This window comes from Nocardia sp. NPDC057353 (assembly GCF_042667085.1).
Classification (GTDB): domain Bacteria; phylum Actinomycetota; class Actinomycetes; order Mycobacteriales; family Mycobacteriaceae; genus Nocardia.
In genome coordinates this window covers 60,362-75,976 of sequence record NZ_JBHVAK010000031.1, presented here as the reverse complement: position 1 = coordinate 75,976, position 15,615 = coordinate 60,362, and the positions used below count along the sequence as shown (strand labels likewise).

Annotated in this window: 17 protein-coding genes; 9 read left to right on the top strand and 8 right to left on the bottom strand. The window is 73.7% G+C overall.

What is annotated here, in order from left to right; all coding sequences use genetic code 11:
* Window positions 1-63 precede the first annotated feature (63 nt).
* From ACFUUZ_RS18065 to ACFUUZ_RS18050, 4 genes are all read left to right on the top strand, one after another.
* Complete coding sequence (locus ACFUUZ_RS18065) at window positions 64-285, top strand: hypothetical protein (RefSeq protein WP_378697512.1); 222 nt, start codon at window positions 64-66, stop codon at window positions 283-285.
* Window positions 286-344: 59 nt separating this feature from the next.
* On the top strand, window positions 345-491 hold the full coding sequence (locus ACFUUZ_RS18060) for a hypothetical protein (protein ID WP_378697510.1): 147 nt from the start codon (window positions 345-347) through the stop codon (window positions 489-491).
* 140 nt (window positions 492-631) lie between these two features.
* Window positions 632-1,084, top strand: a complete 453-nt coding sequence (locus ACFUUZ_RS18055) for a hypothetical protein (RefSeq protein WP_378697509.1) — start codon at window positions 632-634, stop codon at window positions 1,082-1,084.
* Between the two features lie 92 nt (window positions 1,085-1,176).
* Entirely contained in the window at window positions 1,177-1,638 is a 462-nt protein-coding gene (locus tag ACFUUZ_RS18050; RefSeq protein ID WP_378697507.1) for a DUF4383 domain-containing protein, read from the top strand.
* Between the two features lie 42 nt (window positions 1,639-1,680).
* On the opposite strand, the gene ACFUUZ_RS18045 is transcribed toward ACFUUZ_RS18050, so the two are convergent.
* The gene (locus tag ACFUUZ_RS18045) at window positions 1,681-1,947 is read right to left on the bottom strand and encodes a hypothetical protein (RefSeq protein ID WP_378697505.1); all 267 of its coding nucleotides are present in this window, start codon (window positions 1,945-1,947) and stop codon (window positions 1,681-1,683) included.
* Window positions 1,948-2,325: 378 nt separating this feature from the next.
* Here ACFUUZ_RS18045 and ACFUUZ_RS18040 point away from each other — a divergent pair, with 378 nt between their 5' ends.
* Window positions 2,326-6,531 (top strand): HAMP domain-containing protein, encoded by a 4,206-nt coding sequence (locus ACFUUZ_RS18040; RefSeq protein ID WP_378697503.1) that lies wholly within the window; start codon window positions 2,326-2,328, stop codon window positions 6,529-6,531.
* Window positions 6,528-8,921: a SpoIIE family protein phosphatase gene (locus tag ACFUUZ_RS18035; RefSeq protein WP_378697501.1), complete on the top strand. Its 2,394-nt coding sequence runs from the start codon at window positions 6,528-6,530 to the stop codon at window positions 8,919-8,921. The genes ACFUUZ_RS18040 and ACFUUZ_RS18035 overlap by 4 nt, the downstream gene beginning before the upstream one ends.
* Here ACFUUZ_RS18035 and ACFUUZ_RS18030 read toward each other — a convergent pair.
* Both ACFUUZ_RS18030 and ACFUUZ_RS18025 read right to left on the bottom strand, forming a co-directional pair.
* Window positions 8,918-9,301: a hypothetical protein gene (locus ACFUUZ_RS18030; RefSeq protein WP_378697499.1), complete on the bottom strand. Its 384-nt coding sequence runs from the start codon at window positions 9,299-9,301 to the stop codon at window positions 8,918-8,920. The genes ACFUUZ_RS18035 and ACFUUZ_RS18030 overlap by 4 nt on opposite strands.
* A gap of 95 nt (window positions 9,302-9,396) precedes the next feature.
* Complete coding sequence (locus ACFUUZ_RS18025) at window positions 9,397-9,930, bottom strand: VOC family protein (RefSeq protein WP_378697497.1); 534 nt, start codon at window positions 9,928-9,930, stop codon at window positions 9,397-9,399.
* Between the two features lie 90 nt (window positions 9,931-10,020).
* On the opposite strand from ACFUUZ_RS18025, the gene ACFUUZ_RS18020 reads away from it, so the two are divergent.
* Window positions 10,021-10,908, top strand: a complete 888-nt coding sequence (locus tag ACFUUZ_RS18020) for an alpha/beta fold hydrolase (RefSeq protein ID WP_378697495.1) — start codon at window positions 10,021-10,023, stop codon at window positions 10,906-10,908.
* Between the two features lie 2 nt (window positions 10,909-10,910).
* On the opposite strand, the gene ACFUUZ_RS18015 is transcribed toward ACFUUZ_RS18020, so the two are convergent.
* On the bottom strand, window positions 10,911-11,531 hold the full coding sequence (locus ACFUUZ_RS18015) for a TetR/AcrR family transcriptional regulator (RefSeq protein ID WP_378697493.1): 621 nt from the start codon (window positions 11,529-11,531) through the stop codon (window positions 10,911-10,913).
* A gap of 73 nt (window positions 11,532-11,604) precedes the next feature.
* Here ACFUUZ_RS18015 and ACFUUZ_RS18010 point away from each other — a divergent pair, with 73 nt between their 5' ends.
* Window positions 11,605-12,036 (top strand): hypothetical protein, encoded by a 432-nt coding sequence (locus ACFUUZ_RS18010; protein WP_378697491.1) that lies wholly within the window; start codon window positions 11,605-11,607, stop codon window positions 12,034-12,036.
* Window positions 12,037-12,180: 144 nt separating this feature from the next.
* Here the strand turns inward: ACFUUZ_RS18010 and ACFUUZ_RS18005 are convergent, their stop codons facing one another.
* The 4 genes from ACFUUZ_RS18005 to ACFUUZ_RS17990 all read right to left on the bottom strand — a co-directional run bounded on the left by ACFUUZ_RS18005 (window position 12,181) and on the right by ACFUUZ_RS17990 (window position 14,575).
* The gene (locus ACFUUZ_RS18005) at window positions 12,181-13,083 is read right to left on the bottom strand and encodes a hypothetical protein (protein ID WP_378697489.1); all 903 of its coding nucleotides are present in this window, start codon (window positions 13,081-13,083) and stop codon (window positions 12,181-12,183) included.
* Between the two features lie 177 nt (window positions 13,084-13,260).
* Window positions 13,261-13,665, bottom strand: a complete 405-nt coding sequence (locus ACFUUZ_RS18000; protein WP_378697487.1) for a hypothetical protein — start codon at window positions 13,663-13,665, stop codon at window positions 13,261-13,263.
* Window positions 13,666-13,781: 116 nt separating this feature from the next.
* Window positions 13,782-14,006 carry a hypothetical protein gene (locus ACFUUZ_RS17995; RefSeq protein WP_378697485.1) on the bottom strand — a complete coding sequence of 75 codons (225 nt, stop codon included), beginning with the start codon at window positions 14,004-14,006 and terminating at the stop codon, window positions 13,782-13,784.
* Complete coding sequence (locus tag ACFUUZ_RS17990; protein WP_378697483.1) at window positions 13,994-14,575, bottom strand: TetR/AcrR family transcriptional regulator; 582 nt, start codon at window positions 14,573-14,575, stop codon at window positions 13,994-13,996. The genes ACFUUZ_RS17995 and ACFUUZ_RS17990 overlap by 13 nt, the downstream gene beginning before the upstream one ends.
* 53 nt (window positions 14,576-14,628) lie before the next feature.
* On the opposite strand from ACFUUZ_RS17990, the gene ACFUUZ_RS17985 reads away from it, so the two are divergent.
* The gene (locus ACFUUZ_RS17985; RefSeq protein WP_378697482.1) at window positions 14,629-15,615 is read left to right on the top strand and encodes an alpha/beta fold hydrolase; all 987 of its coding nucleotides are present in this window, start codon (window positions 14,629-14,631) and stop codon (window positions 15,613-15,615) included.

The window sequence follows — 15,615 nt, the reverse complement described above, 5'->3', positions numbered from 1 at the left end:
GGGCTGCGCCGCCCACGTTTTCCCGCAGGTTCGCGTGGCATCCCCTCGACTACAAGGACATTCGTGCATCAGGAGGCGATGACCATGGCGGAGAGCCACCGTTCGGCGGAGACCGGCGAGTACGTGAGCGAGGAGACCGCGGAGCAGAACCCGCGCACCCCCCTCGGCGAGAACGAGGCGCACGGCGGCGACAACCGCCGCGACCGGTCGGCCATCACCGGCCACTTCGTCAAGCCGGAGACCAGCCGCAGGCACCCGGACACCACCGTCACCGAGAACGGCTGACCCGTTCACCGCGGCCGCTCCCGGGTACCACCCCCGGTACCCGACGAGAGGAGCAGGCCGTGACCGAGCGGAAGAAGACCGACGACGACGAGCCGAAGGGCGGCCGCCCCGGCCCCACCGACCAGGGCCGGGACGGCGGCATGGCCACCCGCGAGCACGCGCCGGAGCTCACCGAGCCGGACGCGGACGACACCGGGAACCGCTAGCCCGGACCGCGGCCCCGATACCGACCGCGGGTCGGCGGCGCACCCGAACCGCGCGAAATGTTTCTCCCGGCCGTCACACCGGACCGCACTGCCACGACACAGTCCCGGAACTATCGGACGACAGTGGAAAGGCAGGTCAGGTGAGCAGGTCAGGAATGGTCGCGGTGGCTGCGGTGCTCGCGATGTGCGGCGCGGCGCTCGGCGCGGGCCCGGCGGGCGCCGACATGTCGCTGAACGGGACCGACCCGGTGGCGACCGGCTGCGCGGCGAAGGCGTCGGTGACGGCGAGCCTCCCGCTGCCCGACGAGCGGGGCGAGGCGACGCCGCTGACGCTGCGCATTCTGCGCTCGCCCGGCTGCGACACCAACTGGGTGGAGATCGACAACCCCTACCCCGCGGACACGGTCGAGATCCACACCCTGATCGCGGTGGCCTCGACCGACATCGTCTACCGGCGCACGGCAGCGCGCACCGGGCGGCAGATCTCGCCGCAGGTGTTCGCGCCGGGCCGCACCTGCATCAAGGTCTCGGCCGCGGTGACGGCCGCGGGGCTGGTGCTCGCGGGCGGCGGGCCCGCCACGAAGATCTGCTGAAGCGTGACGTTCCGCGGTGTCGCGGAACCGGTTTGCCCCCGGGAGCCACGGGTAGCTCGGCGCCGACATCGGTATCGAGGAAAGGCACTCCCATGGCATCCATCGGATCGACGCCCCGCACCGGCGACCGCTCGCCGGTGCGGGGCGCGGCGCTCATCGTCGGCGCTGTGTTCCTGCTGGTCGGCATCCTCGGCTTCATCCCGGGGGTCACCACCGACTACGACACCCTGCAGTTCGCGGGCCACCACTCCGAGGCGAAGCTGCTCGGGCTGTTCAACGTCTCGATCCTGCACAACCTCGTGCACCTGGCCTTCGGCGCGGCCGGGCTGATCGCGGCGCGGGCGGTCCGCACCGCGCAGCTCTACCTCATCGTGGGCGGCGCCATCTACCTGGTGCTGTGGCTCTACGGGCTGGCGATCGACGAGCACAGCGCGGCGAACTTCGTGCCGCTGAACACCGCCGACAACTGGCTGCACTTCGCGCTCGGTGTCGGCATGCTCGCCCTCGGGCTGGTGCTCGGCCGCCGCACCGCGGCCGGGCGACCCGCGGTCTGAGCGGCCCCATCCGGACGGCGGCCCCTTCGCGGGGGCCGTCGTTCAGATGTAGCGGGAGACGACCCGGCCCTTCGCGAAGGCGATCACCCTGGTGCCGGGCAGCACCGCCGGTTCGCCGAGTTCGTGCAGCAGCTGCTCCAGCACGGTGGCGGCGGGCACCGGGTCGGTGCCGTCGGCGCCGCCCGGGAAGCGGTGCCTGCTCTCGGCGGTGTAGATCCAGGCCCGATCGTTCCTGATCCCGATCCGGACCACCTGCTCGGCATTGACGAAACCCTCGAACTCGTCGCCGAGGTCGATGAAGGTGGCCATCCACGATCCCTTCGCTCGCGTGCGCGGTCCCGCACGCCGTCGGACTTCCCCGCATCGACACCGCCGAACCCGCCCGGCGGCGCGCGATGGGAGCAAGCGGCGTGCGCGCGCCGGGCCGGTCTGGTTGACTTCCGAGGTGACCTCGAGTCGCCCGGATCGGGCCGGGGCACGGTGTACCCGCCCACCCGCGACGAGCACCGCCCCGCTGCCGCACCGCGCGTGCTCCGGGCGCCGCTCCGACCCGACTCGAAAGTCCCTCGGAGCCATGGTTTCACAGCGAGGATATCGGGCGCGCACCCCCGCCGGCACATCCGCCGGCCCAGCTTCGGCGGACCGGTGCGACCCCGGCCCGGCCCGCAGACCGGAACGAGGACAGCGATGACGGAGACAGCGGCCCCCAGCGATCAGGTGGAGCTGCGTCAGCTGCTGGCCGGGCTGACCGCGGTGCGCGACGGCGACTTCGGCACCAGGCTGCCCGCCGACGCCGACGGGCTGCTCGGCGAGATCGCGACGGTCTTCAACGGCATGGTCGACCAGCTCTCGCTCTTCACCTCCGAGGTCACCAGGGTGGCGCGCGAGGTCGGCACCGACGGGCGGCTCGGCGGCCAGGCCGAGGTGCCCGAGGTCTCCGGCACCTGGAAGGACCTCACCGACTCGGTGAACGCCATGGCGGGCAACCTCACCGCCCAGGTGCGCAATATCGCCCAGGTGACGACCGCGGTGGCGCGCGGCGACCTGACCCAGAAGATCCGGGTCGACGCGCGCGGGGAGATCCTGGAGCTCAAGGAGACCATCAACACGATGGTCGACCAGCTGTCGTCCTTCGCCGACGAGGTCACCCGCGTCTCCCGCGAGGTCGGCACCGAGGGGCGGCTGGGCGGCCAGGCCGACGTCAAGGGCGTCTCCGGCACCTGGCGGGACCTCACCGACTCGGTGAACTTCATGGCGGGCAACCTGACCGCGCAGGTGCGCTCGATCGCCCAGGTCGCGACCGCGGTCGCCCGCGGCGACCTCACCCAGAACATCACCGTGGACGCGCGCGGCGAGATCCTGGAGCTCAAGAACACCATCAACACCATGGTCGACCAGCTCTCCTCGTTCGCCGACGAGGTGACCAGGGTGGCCCGCGAGGTCGGCACCGAGGGGCGACTGGGCGGGCAGGCCGACGTCAAGGGCGTCTCCGGCACCTGGAAGGACCTCACCGAGTCGGTGAACGTCATGGGCGACAACCTGACCGCCCAGGTGCGCTCCATCGCCCAGGTGACCACGGCCGTCGCCCGCGGCGACCTGACCCAGAAGATCCGGGTCGACGCGCGCGGGGAGATCCTGGAGCTCAAGGAGACCATCAACACGATGGTCGACCAGCTCTCCGCCTTCGCCGACGAGGTCACCCGCGTGGCCCGCGAGGTCGGCACCGAGGGCAACCTGGGCGGCCAGGCGACGGTGCGCGGGGTCTCCGGCACCTGGAAGGACCTCACCGACAACGTCAACGTGATGGCCTCCAACCTGACCAACCAGGTGCGCTCGATCGCCCAGGTCGCCACCGCGGTGGCGCGCGGCGACCTCAGCCAGACCATCACCGTGGAGGCCAAGGGCGAGGTCGCGGCGCTGGCCGGGGTGATCAACACCATGGTCACGACGCTGTCGGCCTTCGCCGACGAGGTGACCCGCGTGGCCCGCGAGGTCGGCACCGAGGGCATGCTCGGCGGGCAGGCCAGGGTGCCGAACGTGGCGGGCACCTGGAAGGACCTCACCGACAACGTCAACTCCATGGCGAACAACCTGACCAACCAGGTGCGCAATATCGCCCAGGTGACGACGGCGGTGGCGCAGGGCGACCTGACCCGCAAGATCGACGTGGACGCGCGCGGCGAGATCCTGGCGCTCAAGACCACCATCAACACCATGGTCGACCAGCTCTCCGCCTTCGCCGCCGAGGTCACGCGCGTGGCGCGCGAGGTGGGGTCGGAGGGCAGGCTCGGCGGGCAGGCCGAGGTCGAGGGCGTCTCCGGCACCTGGAAGCGGCTCACCGAGAACGTGAACGAGCTGGCGGGCAACCTGACCAGGCAGGTGCGCGCCATCGCCGAGGTCACCAGCGCGGTCGCCGAGGGCGACCTGACCCGCTCGATCACCGTCGAGGCCTCCGGCGAGGTCGCCGAGCTCAAGGACAACATCAACTCCATGGTCGGCTCGCTGCGCGAGACCACCACCGCCAACCAGGAGCAGGACTGGCTCAAGAGCAACCTGGCCCGGATCTCCGGGCTCATGCAGGGCCAGCGCGAGCTGGACGTGGTGGCCGAGCTGATCATGGACGAGCTGGCCCCGCTGGTCTCCGCCCAGTTCGGCGCCTTCTACCTGGCCGACGACACCGCCGAGCGGCCGGAGCTGCGGCTGATCAGCTCCTACGGCAGCCCGGAGAACAGCGCGCCGCGGCTGGCGTTCGGGCAGTCGCTGGTCGGGCAGGCGGCGCGCAGCAGGCGCACCATCGCGGTGGACGAGGTGCCCGGCGATTACGTCACCATCTCCTCCGGGCTCGGCCGCACCGCGCCGATGAACCTGCTGGTGCTGCCGATCGGAGTCGAGGACCAGGTGCTCGGCGTGATCGAGCTGGCCTCGCTGCACCGCTTCACCCGCATCCACCGCGACTTCCTGGACCAGCTCATGGAGACGGTCGGGGTGAACGTCAACACCATCATCGCCAATGCCCGCACCGACGAGCTGCTGGTCGAGTCGCAGCGGCTCACCACCGAGCTGCAGGCCCGCTCGGAAGAGCTCCAGGTGCAGCAGGACGAGCTGCAGCGCTCCAATGCCGAGCTGGAGGAGAAGGCCGCGCTGCTGGCCACCCAGAACCGGGACATCGAGGCCAAGAACCTGGAGATCGAGCAGGCCCGCCAGGAGCTGGAGACCAGGGCGCAGCAGCTCTCGCTGGCCTCGAAGTACAAGTCGGAGTTCCTGGCCAATATGAGCCACGAGCTGCGCACCCCGCTGAACAGCCTGCTCATCCTGGCCCAGCTGCTGGCGCAGAACCCGAACCGGAACCTCACACCCAAGCAAGTGGAGTACGCCGGGATCATCCACTCGGCGGGCTCGGACCTGCTGCAGCTCATCAACGACATCCTCGACCTCTCCAAGGTCGAGGCGGGCAAGATGGAGCTGGCGCCCGAGCAGGTGCCGCTGCGCAAGCTGCTCGACTACGTCGAGGCCACCTTCCGGCCGATGACCACGCAGAAGAGCCTCGGCTTCCGGGTCGGCACCGCGCCGGGGCTCCCCGCCGAGCTGCTCACCGACGACTCCCGGCTGCGCCAGGTGCTGCGCAACCTGCTCTCCAACGCGGTCAAGTTCACCGAGACCGGGTCGGTGGAGCTGCGCATCGAACCGGCCGCGGCGAGCGAGCTGCCCGCCGCGGCGCGCAGGCACGGCCCCGCCATCGCCTTCCGGGTGATCGACACCGGCATCGGCATCGCCGAGCACCAGCTGGAGTCGATCTTCGGCGCGTTCCAGCAGGCCGACGGCACCACCAGCCGCAAGTACGGCGGCACCGGGCTCGGGCTCTCGATCAGCCGGGAGATCGCCTACCTGCTCGGCGGGGCGATCACCGCGGAGAGCACGGTCGGGCGGGGCAGCACCTTCACCTTCTACCTGCCGGTGGCGCGCCCCGACTTCCGGGACGCGCCGGTGCGCGAGGACGTGCGCAGCCCGGAGCCGCTGCCGCTGCCCGCGGGGCCGCCGCAGCCGCGCAGGCTGCTCGTGGTCGAGGAGCGGCCGCAGGGGCTGCTCTCGCTGGTCGCGCAGAGCGCGGTCGCCGACCTCGCGGACAGCAACGACCCGCGCGGGCCGGTGCAGGTGGTGACGGCGATCGGGGTGCAGGAGGCGGCCGCGGCCATGGCGGCCGAGGTGTTCCACTGCGTGGTGCTGGAGCTGAACATGCCCGACGACGCCGCGCTGCGGCTGCTGGCCACCATGGACGGGGACAGCGCGGTGCGGACGGTGCCGGTGCTGGCGCACAACAACCGCAGGCTCGGCACCGAGCAGGAGCGGCTGCTGCAGGAGCGCACCGCGCAGCGGCCGCTGGAGCTGCTCTCCAGCCTGGACGAGCTGCGCGAGCGGATCGCGCTGCACATCACCGCCGAGGCGCCGGGCGATGTGCTGCCCCTGGTCCGCGGCGAGGAGAAACCCGCGCCCGCGCCGCAGCGCCCGGACGGGCGGCTGGTCGGGCGGACGGTGCTGATCGTCGACGACGACGCGCGGAACCTGTTCGCGCTCAGCAGCATCCTGGAGCTGCACGGGGTCACCGTGCTGCACGCGGAGAACGGGCGCGAGGGGATCGAGGCGCTGCTCGCGCACCCGGAGACCGACCTGGTGCTGATGGACGTCATGATGCCGGAGATGGACGGCTACACCGCCACCTCCACCATCCGGGAGATGCCGCGGTACGCGGAGCTGCCGATCATCGCGGTCACCGCCAAGGCGATGCTCGGGGACCGGGAGAAGAGCCTGGCCTCCGGGGCCAACGACTACGTCACCAAGCCGGTCGACGCCGACGCGCTGCTCACCTGCATCCAGCACTGGCTGGGGGCGCGGTGACCGAAGCGCGGACCGGCCCCGGCCCGGCCGGGGCCGCACCCGACCCGGTGGGCGACGTGGTCGCGGCGGAGCTCGCGGGCGGGGCGCGGGCGGCGGAGCCGGTGGTGACGCGGCTCGCCGCGACCGTGGAGCGGCTGCGGGCCGAGATCCAGCAGGCGCAGGCCACCGCGGACGGGCGGGCGCTGGTGGAGATGGCGAAGGGCGTGCTGATCGAGCGGCTGCACTGCGGGCCCGCGCAGGCGGCGCGGCAGCTGGACGCGCTGGCCGAGCGCTCGGGGGTGAGCAGCCTGGAGCTCGCGGCCGAGCTGGTCGACCAGGCCGCGCAGGACGGGGTCAGCACGGTCTCCGCGCCGCTGCCGCAGCAGCCCGCCGAGGCGGTCCGGCTGCGCACCGCGGAGAGCGGGCTGCTCGCCGCGGGCGACCCGCAGCGGGTCGCCCGGTCGCTGCTCGAGCACGCGGTCTCCCCGCTCGGCGCCACCGCCGTGGCGATCTGGGCGGTCGGCACCGACTCCTCGCTCGCGCTCGCCGGTTTCGCGGGCATCGACCTGGCCGAGGCCGAGCGCTGGCGCTACGTCCCGCCCGGCGTCGTCACCCCGGCCAGGCAGGCGCTCGCCCAGCGCCGCACCGAGTGGATCACCGACATCGCCCGCTCCGGGCTGCCCTCGATCGGGGCGCGGGAGGGCGGCCGCGCCGCGATCCCCGCGGGCACCGGCGGCAGGCTCATCGGCGTGCTCGAGGTCTGCTGGCCCGCCCCGCTCGACGAGCAGCCCCCGCAGGTGCGGCGCCAGCTGGAGGCGCTGGCCGAGCTGTGCGCGCACACCCTGGAGTCGGATCCGGTCACGGTCGGCGCCTCGGAGCGGCCCGGCGTCGCCGACCTGGTCCGGCTCGCCGACGGGCTCTTCGACCCGGCCATGGTGCTGCTCCCCCACCTTGGCCCGGACGGCGCGCTCAGCGACTTCCGCATCCACCACCTGAACGCCTCCTTCGTCGACCCGGCGGGCCGCCCGCGCGGCCTGGTCGACGGCGCACTGCTCTTCGAGGCGTATCCGATGGCGGCCAGCGAGGGCAGGCTGTTCGAGCACGTCGAGCACGTCTTCGCGACCGGCGAGACCTACCGCGCCGACCGGGTGCAGCTCACCGAGCTGGTGGACCAGGTGCCGCTCACCGTCGCCGCGGCGCTCGGCATCAGCAGGCACGGCGCGGCGGTGCTGGTGGTGTGGCGGGTGGAGGACGAGACCGCCCGGCTGGCCGCGCTGCTGCAGCACGCCCAGCGGCTCGGCCGGGTCGGCGGCTTCGAGGAGAACGCCGCCAGCGGCGCGATCACCTGGAGCAGCGACCTCTTCGCGCTGCACGGCCTCGCCCCCGGCGCCGACCCGGTGCCGCTGGCCCGGCTCCCCGAGCACGTGCACGCCGACGACACCGAGGCGGTCCGGCGGCTGCTGCGCACCCTGCTGCGCTACCGCCGCCCCGGCTCCACCGCCTTCCGGCTGATCCGCCCGAACGGCGACACCAGGCACATCAGGATCATCGCCGAGCCGGTGGTGGACAGCGCCGGCCACCTGCTCGCCGTGCGCGGCGCCTACCAGGACATCTCCGCCCAGCACTGGACCGAGGTGGCGCTCTCGGCCACCCAGGACCGGCTCGCGCACACCGAGCAGCACGCCGCCGAGCAGAGCAGACTGGCCAGGCAGCTGCAGCAGGCGATCATGCCCGCCGCGCAGCCCGCCATCGAGGCGTTCGGGCTGCACATCGCGGTGCGCTACCGCCCCACCGAGCAGGACCACCTGGTCGGCGGCGACTGGTACGACGCGATCGTGCTGCCCTCCAAGCAGATCCTGGTCTCGGTCGGCGACATCACCGGCCACGGCATCAAGGCCGCGACCGGCATGGTGGTGCTGCGCAATGCCCTGCGCGGCCTCGCCGCCACCGGCGCCGGGCCCGGCCAGATGCTCACCTGGCTGAACCTGGTCACCCACCACCTCACCGACGACATCTTCGCCACCGCCGTCTGCGGCCTCTACGACCCGGAGACCAGGGTGCTGCGCTGGGCCCGCGCAGGCCACCTGCCCCCGGTGCTGATCCGCGGCGGCACCGCGGTGAACCTCCCGGAGCTCTCCGGGATGCTGCTCGGCGCCGTCGCCGAGTCGGTGTACGAGGAGGGCGCCGAGCAGCTGGAGGCCGACGACATCCTGCTGCTCTACACCGACGGCCTGATCGAGCGCCGCGACCGCTACCTCGACGAGTGCGTGCAGCGGCTGCTCGACATGAACGCCGACTTCGCGGGCACCCTCGACGAGCGCCTCGACCACCTGCTCGACCACAGCGACGCCAACAGCGACGACGACACCTGCGTGGTCGGGATCCAGGTGGGGCGCGGGGACAGCGTCTAAGCCGCGCGCCGCACCCGCCGGGCGGCCAGCACCATCGGGATCTGCAGCGGCAGCCGGGCCAGCGCGACGGCCTTGAGCGGCTTGGGCAGCTGCTCGTCGCGCACCCAGTCGACCGCCATCTGGATATTGGCCGGGTAGACCGCCACGAACAGCAGCTCGGCCAGCCTGGCACCGACCTTGCGGGTGCTCGGGCGCAACAGCGCACCGGCGATCACCAGCTCGGCGACGCCGGAGCCGAGGGTGTAGGCCCGCGGACTGCCCGGCAGCTGCTTCGGAATCACGGTGTCGAACGGCGCGGGCGCGACGAAGTGCAGCACACCCACCCCGCCGAGCAGCAGCGCGAGCCGCCGCGCCGTCCGGTCCTCGTCGACCTTGCCCACAACCGCCTCCTCGACCGTCCGGAATCACGGATAACTTAGCAGCGTCGGGACGGCCCCGCCCGCAGTGCCGCCTCGCCCGCGGCATGCCGCGCGGGTCAGCGGCCGCCCGCGGCGGCCACCCGCGCCCAGATCGCCGGGTCGGTGCGCGGGCCACCGGGGGTGGCGGCGCCGTAGCGGGCGATCTCGGTGTGCAGGCTCAGCGGGCCGGTCATGGCGGCGCCGCCGGACAGCGCCGCCTCGACCTGCGCGTCGGGGACCAGCCAGCAGATCTCGAACTCGATGCCGTCCGGGTCGCGGCCGTAGAGCGCCTTGGTGGAGGCGTGGTCGGAGGCGCCGGTGAGCGCCCCCGCGGCGCGCAGGCCGCCGTGCAGCGCGGCGAGGTCGGCGAGCGTCTCGACCTCCCAGGCCACGTGGTAGAGCCCCACCGCCCCGGTCGCGGGCGGCTGCGCCACCCTGGACTGGAAGAGCCCGAGGTCGTGGTCGTTGGCCGAGCCCGCGTGCCGCAGGAAGGCCCCGCCGGGGAAGCCGGCGCCGAGCCGCTCGAAGCCGAGCACGCCCTCGTAGAAGTCCAGGCTGCGCTGCAGCTCCGCGACGTACAGCACGACGTGATTGATGCCCCGCAGCCCCATGCCGCCCTCCTCCGCCGCACCGGTCGGGGCGCGGCCTCTCCCCCATGATCCACGGCGCGGCGGGCCTTCGGCGCCTCGTACCCTGAGACCGTGGTGAACCGCGACACTTTCGACCTGGGCGACGTCATGCTGCACGCCCTGACCTGGGGGACGCCGGGCGCGCCGCTCGCGCTCTGCCTGCACGGCTACCCCGACACCGCCTGGACCTGGCGGCACCTCGGCCCGGAGCTGGCCGCGCGCGGCTTCCACGTGGTGGCGCCGTTCAGCCGCGGCTACGCCCCCTCCGACATCCCCGCCGACGGCGACCTCTCCACCGGCGCCAGGGTGGCCGACGCGCTCGCCATCGCCGCCCGGGTGGGCGCGCCGGAGTCGGTGGTGATCGGCCACGACTGGGGCGGCTTCACCGCGACCGCGCTCGCCGCGCTGGACGGCACCCCGTTCCGCGCGGTGGTGAGCCTGGCCGTGCCGCCGATCGCGAGCATGACCCCGCGCCGGGACAACCTGGTCCCGCACCTGGCGCAGACCCTCGCGCAGTCGGTGCACAGCTGGTACATCCTGGCCAACCAGCTCCCGGTGCTGCCCGAGCGGGTCTTCGCCCGGCTCACCGAATTCCTCTGGCGCACCTGGTCGCCCGGGTACGACGCGACCGAGGACCTGGCCCACCTCGCCGCCGCCACCCCGACCCCCGCGCACCGCACCGCCGTCACCGACTACTACCGCTTCCTGCTGCGCCGCCGCGCCCGCAGCCCGCGCAACCGCGAGCTGGACCGCCTGCTGCTCGCCGAGCCGCGGCACCCGCTGCTCGCGCTGCACGGCAGCACCGACGGCTGCCTGCGCCCCGGGCTGTTCCGCGGCCTGGAGCGGCGGCTACCGGCAGGCAGCCGGGTGGTGGAGGTGGAGGGGGCCGGGCACTTCCTGCACCTGGAGCAGCCCGCCCTGGTGAACCGGCTGATCGTCGAGCACCTCGCCGCCCGCTGAGCTCACGGCACCAACGCGCGCAGGATCAGCGCGGTGGCGTGCTCGGCGAGCTCGCCGGTGCTCAGCTCCAGCGTGCCGTCCAGCCACGCCTCCACCAGCTGGCTCAGCCCGCCCGCCACGAAGAGCGCGGCGCGGGCCAGCCACGGCGGGTCGGGTTCGATGCCGAGCTGGGCGGGGGCGTACTCGACCACGATCGCGGCCATGGTGGCGAGCAGGGCGCGGCGCCGCTCGAGCAGCAGCGGCAGCGAGCTGAGCTCGCCCGCGGCGATGTGGTGCACGTGCGGGTCGGTCGCGATCACCTCGAGCAGGGCGTGCAGCGCCGCCCGCAGCCGCTCCTCCGGGCCGCCCGGGCTGGTCAGCCCGACCTGCAGCAGCGTGCCGAGCAGCAAGTCGCGCACCTCGTCGGCGACCGCGACGAGCAGCTCCTCTCGGCTCGCGAAGTGCTCGTAGAAGTAGCGGTCGGTGAGCCCGGCGGCCTTGCACACCCCGCGCACGGTGACCGCGGCGTGCCCGGACTCGCCCCAGATCCGGCGGCCCTCGCGCAGCAGCGCGGTGCGCCGATCCGACCGCCGCTGTGCGGCGCTGACCCCGGCGTACCTGCGCTCCACTTTCTGCCTCACCATTTGACCCTCATCGTAGGCGACCCTAGATTGGACGACGCTCGTCCTCAGATGGTCGGGTGAGAGGAGGGCAGCGGTGCGCGAGACCGAATTGCTGCGATGGGCACACCGTTTCGACATCCTGCGCGGCGAGCTGCGCGCCGGGGGCGGAACCGGCTCGGCCGAGCAGCTGCTGGTCACCCAGCTCGCGGCCTTCCGCGAGTTCATCGACACCCCGCCGTGGGCGCCGCTGCCGCACCTGCCGCCGCCGATCACCGAGCGCGCGGCCGCCGCGGGCGCCGAGCACCTGCTGCTCGCCTGCCACTACCTGCTCGCGCTGCCCGCCGTGGTCGCGGCGGCCGCCGACGCGCCCGCGGCGCGGGCCGCACTGGCCGAGTTGCTCGCCGAGCTGCGGGAGGTGGCCGCGGACTGGGCCCGCGACGGGGTGGACGAGGAGCGGGCTCTCGCCCTCGCCGCCCGGAATCACGCGCTGCACCACGCGGGGCGGGAAGCCCGGCTCACGACGTAGGACGCGTGCCCGCGGGCGGCACCCGGCTTCCCCACGACGCGGCGGCGGGCATGCTCGCCGCCCCGCCGAGTCACGCCCGCGGCACCGCCGCACCGCTCCTGCCGCGTGGCGCGCGCGCCGGGCCACGCCGGGGATCGAGCGTGCTCAGAGGGTGCCGATACCGGCGCGGACGTATCGGTCGAGCTCCGCGGGATCGAGGCCGTCGGGGGCGGTGAGCAGCGCGTTGCGCACGGTGTCCGGGAGCGCCGGGTCGGCGCGGCCCGCGAAGGCCTCGACGACCCCGGCCCAGCCGGGCATCCCGAACCAGTTCCCGCTCACCGCGCCGAAACAGGACTTCACGGCAATGAACCAGGCCATGTCGTGCTCGGCCGGGCCGGTCAGCCCGGCGTAGTAGCGGACCGCGCTCGCGCAGTCGGCGGCCCACTCCGCATAGTGCTCGCCGAGCAGGTCGGCCACGGTCCGGCGGCCCGCGGCGGGGCGCTCCGGGTCGGCGAGGGTGTGCGCGAGCCGCTGCCAGGCCTCCGGGCTGCGGTCGGCGGCGGTGAGGAAGCCGCGCATGATCCGGAAGGCCGCGACATTGGCGGCGAACATCTCGCCGTCGCTGATCCGGTTCAGCCCGTCCCCCGCGTGCGCGTCCTCGATCAGGGTGGTGCGCCAGGCGCCGAGCACCATCGAGTAGGCCGCGGCGGGCAGCTGGTCGGCGCCGCACCGCTCGGCGTGCCGCACCGCGTAGTACTCGCGGCCCTGCTCGACGGTCCAGGTCGCCATGTCCAGGGGGCTGTTCACCGGCCGGTAGATGTCGCCGTACTCGCTGCTGCGCTCGATGGCGACGAAGCCCGCCGAGGCGAGGTGCGCGAGCCGGTCGCGCAGCGTGCCGACCACCCCGGTGTCGATATCGGCCTCGTCGATCTCCCACATCCCCGGGAAGGCCATCCGCGCGATCCGCCGGGCCTGCACCCCGTGCGGGAAGCGGTCGACCACGTCCACGAGCTGCCGGTATTCCACCGGCAGCGCCGCGTAGACGGCGAACTCGGCTGCGCTGCGCATGCGGTCTCCTCCCGACGATCACCGACGGCCCCCGCGCCGGGGGCCGAGCGGCACCGGGCGGCCTGCGGTGGTCAACTGCGCTCGTGCCCGGCGGGTTTCCCCTCGATGCGCAGCCCCACCAGCAAGAACGCTACAACCCGGCCGCGGGTCTCGCATCCGCACGCGGGGCGGCGGCGGTCAGACCCGGTCGGAGCCGTCCGGTTCCCAGTCCGGCATCCAGTCGGGGTCGAGCACCGCCATCCGCTCCGCGCCCGCCTCCGCCATCAGCGCCGCGCGGTGCATGCCGTCGACCCACTGGGCGCCGTTCGCGGAGATCTCGATGGGGCGGGCGAACAGCTCACTCCAGGCGAACAATTCGTTGCCGCGCAGCCCGAGCCGCCGCCCGTGCTCGCGCCACTCCCGGTGCGTCCACCCCTTGGGCCGCGCGCTCACCGCCTCCGCGCTGGCCTCGGCCACCACCCGCCAGTCGATGGCGGCGCCGCCCCGGCGGGCGATGTTGTCCGCGGCGACCCGCGGGGGCAGCGGCGGTGCGTCGGCGACCTTCCACACCACGAAATCCATCGTGTCCTCGCCTCTGCTCACCTGCCATCGCCCCCGGATAGTCCGACGCCCGCCATTGCCGGATTCCACCGTATCGAGGAGTCCCCCGGATACCGAATCACCGGTACGACCGGCCGGGGCGGAGCGGGTGGCGTCGGTCAGGCCCCGACCTGCTCGTGCCGTCCGGCGAAGTCGAGCAGGTGCGGGATCGCCTCGCCCGGATTCGCGAGTTCGTCGTCGTCGAGGACGACGCCCGGCATGGCCCGGCGGTTGAACTCGCGCAGCCGCTCCCGGTCGGGCGCGCCCCGGCGATCAGGATCTCGGCAGGCAGGCCGGGGCGCGGCCGGACGAAGGTCGCGGCGCTGGACCGTCAGGAGGTCCACCGATCGATCATGGCCGCCAGCACCTCCGCGGCGGCGGCGGTGTCGTAGCCGGGGTCGCGCAGCCGTTCGGCGACGATGGCGTCGATGGCGCCGCCGATGGCGATGGCCGCTGTCCTGGAGTCCGTTTCGGCGCCGCCGCGGGCCCGGACGGCGGCATCGAGCAGGGCGGCGAGGGGGCGCCAGCGGGCCTCGGGGGCGTGCTCGGCGTCGGTGTCGGTCATGGCCTCGATGAGCATGCGGGTGTGCCGGGGGTGCTCGCGCAGGTGGCCGATCATGGCGCGGGCGTAGGCCGCGGGCTTCGCGGCCGGGTCGGCGGCGTCGACCGCGGCGCCGACGGCCCGCACGAGCGCGGCGAGCGCGTGGGCGTGGGCGGCTTCGAGCACCGCGTCCCTGGACGGGAAGTGGTAGAGCACCGCCGCCTTGGTGATCCCGGCGCCGTCGGCGAGGCGGCTCAGCGAGGTGCGGGCGTACCCGTGCTCGGCGACCTGCTCGATCGCCACCTCGATGAGCTGGGCGCGCCGCGCCTGTTCGGTGAGCGTCGGCGGCCTGCCGCCCCGGTCCCTTGCCATGCGGCGATTCTACCGTACGGTGGAATTACTTACCGATCGGTTAGGAGAAGCCCGTGACCGACTCCGAGCAACCCGCCCGCCGCCGGTGGCGCCGGGTCCGCGCCATCGCCGTCGTGACCGCCGTCGCGGCGGCGGCCGTCGCCCTGCTGGTGCGCACCCCCGCCCCGATCGGGCACTGGGACGACGCCGCGGGCCACGACCGGTTCCGCGCCGCCTACGACACCGCCTTCGCGGCGCTGCCCACCCCGGCGCGCACGCTCGACATCCGCACCGACCACGGCGTGGTCCGGGTCTACCGCTTCACCGGCGCGCGCCCGGCGGCCCGCCCGTTCGTGCTGCTGCCCGGCCGCGCCTCGGCCACCCCGGTCTGGGCGGACAACCTGCCCGGGCTGCTGGAGCTCGGCGACGTCTACACCGTCGACCTGCTCGGCGAGCCGGGCATGAGCATCCAGGAGCGCCCGATCACCGGCGACGCCGACCACGCCGCCTGGCTGCACCAGACGCTCGCGGCGCTGCCCGAGGAGGCCGTGCACGTGGTCGGCCTCTCGATCGGCGGCTGGACCGCGGTCAACCTCGCCCTGCACGACCCGACGCACGTCGCCACGCTCACCCTCATCGACCCGGTGCACGTCTTCGACGACCTGCCGCTCGGCACGATCGTCCGCTCGCTGCCCGCCGCGCTGCCCTGGTTGCCGAAATCCTGGCGCGACGGCTTCAACTCCTACACCGCAGGCGGAGCGCCGGTCGAGGACGAGCCGACCGCCGCCATGATCGAGGCCGGAATGCGGCACTACCGGCTGGAACTCCCCGCGCCGACCCGGATCGGCGAGGACCGACTGGCCGGGCTGCGGCCGCCGGTGCTGGCGATCATCGCGGGGCGCTCGGTCATGCACGACCCCGCGACCGCCGTCGCGACCGCCCGGCGCGCGCTACCCGGCGCCGCCGTCCGCTGCTACCCGGACGCCTCGCACGCGATCAATGGCGAGCGGCCTGCGGAGATCGCCGCCGACATCGCCGAGTTCACCGGCGCGCACCCGTGA

Bases quoted from the DNA above. Each gene is read 5' to 3' on its own strand.
- ACFUUZ_RS17990 (WP_378697483.1), bottom strand. From the start codon at position 14,575: ATGGCAAGGGACCGGGGCGGCAGGCCGCCGACGCTCACCGAACAGGCG.
- ACFUUZ_RS18040 (WP_378697503.1), top strand. From the start codon at position 2,326: ATGACGGAGACAGCGGCCCCCAGCGATCAGGTGGAGCTGCGTCAGCTG.
- ACFUUZ_RS18050 (WP_378697507.1), top strand. From the start codon at position 1,177: ATGGCATCCATCGGATCGACGCCCCGCACCGGCGACCGCTCGCCGGTG.
- ACFUUZ_RS18045 (WP_378697505.1), bottom strand. From the start codon at position 1,947: ATGGCCACCTTCATCGACCTCGGCGACGAGTTCGAGGGTTTCGTCAAT.
- ACFUUZ_RS18005 (WP_378697489.1), bottom strand. From the start codon at position 13,083: ATGCGCAGCGCAGCCGAGTTCGCCGTCTACGCGGCGCTGCCGGTGGAA.
- ACFUUZ_RS18015 (WP_378697493.1), bottom strand. From the start codon at position 11,531: ATGGTGAGGCAGAAAGTGGAGCGCAGGTACGCCGGGGTCAGCGCCGCA.
- ACFUUZ_RS18025 (WP_378697497.1), bottom strand. From the start codon at position 9,930: ATGGGGCTGCGGGGCATCAATCACGTCGTGCTGTACGTCGCGGAGCTG.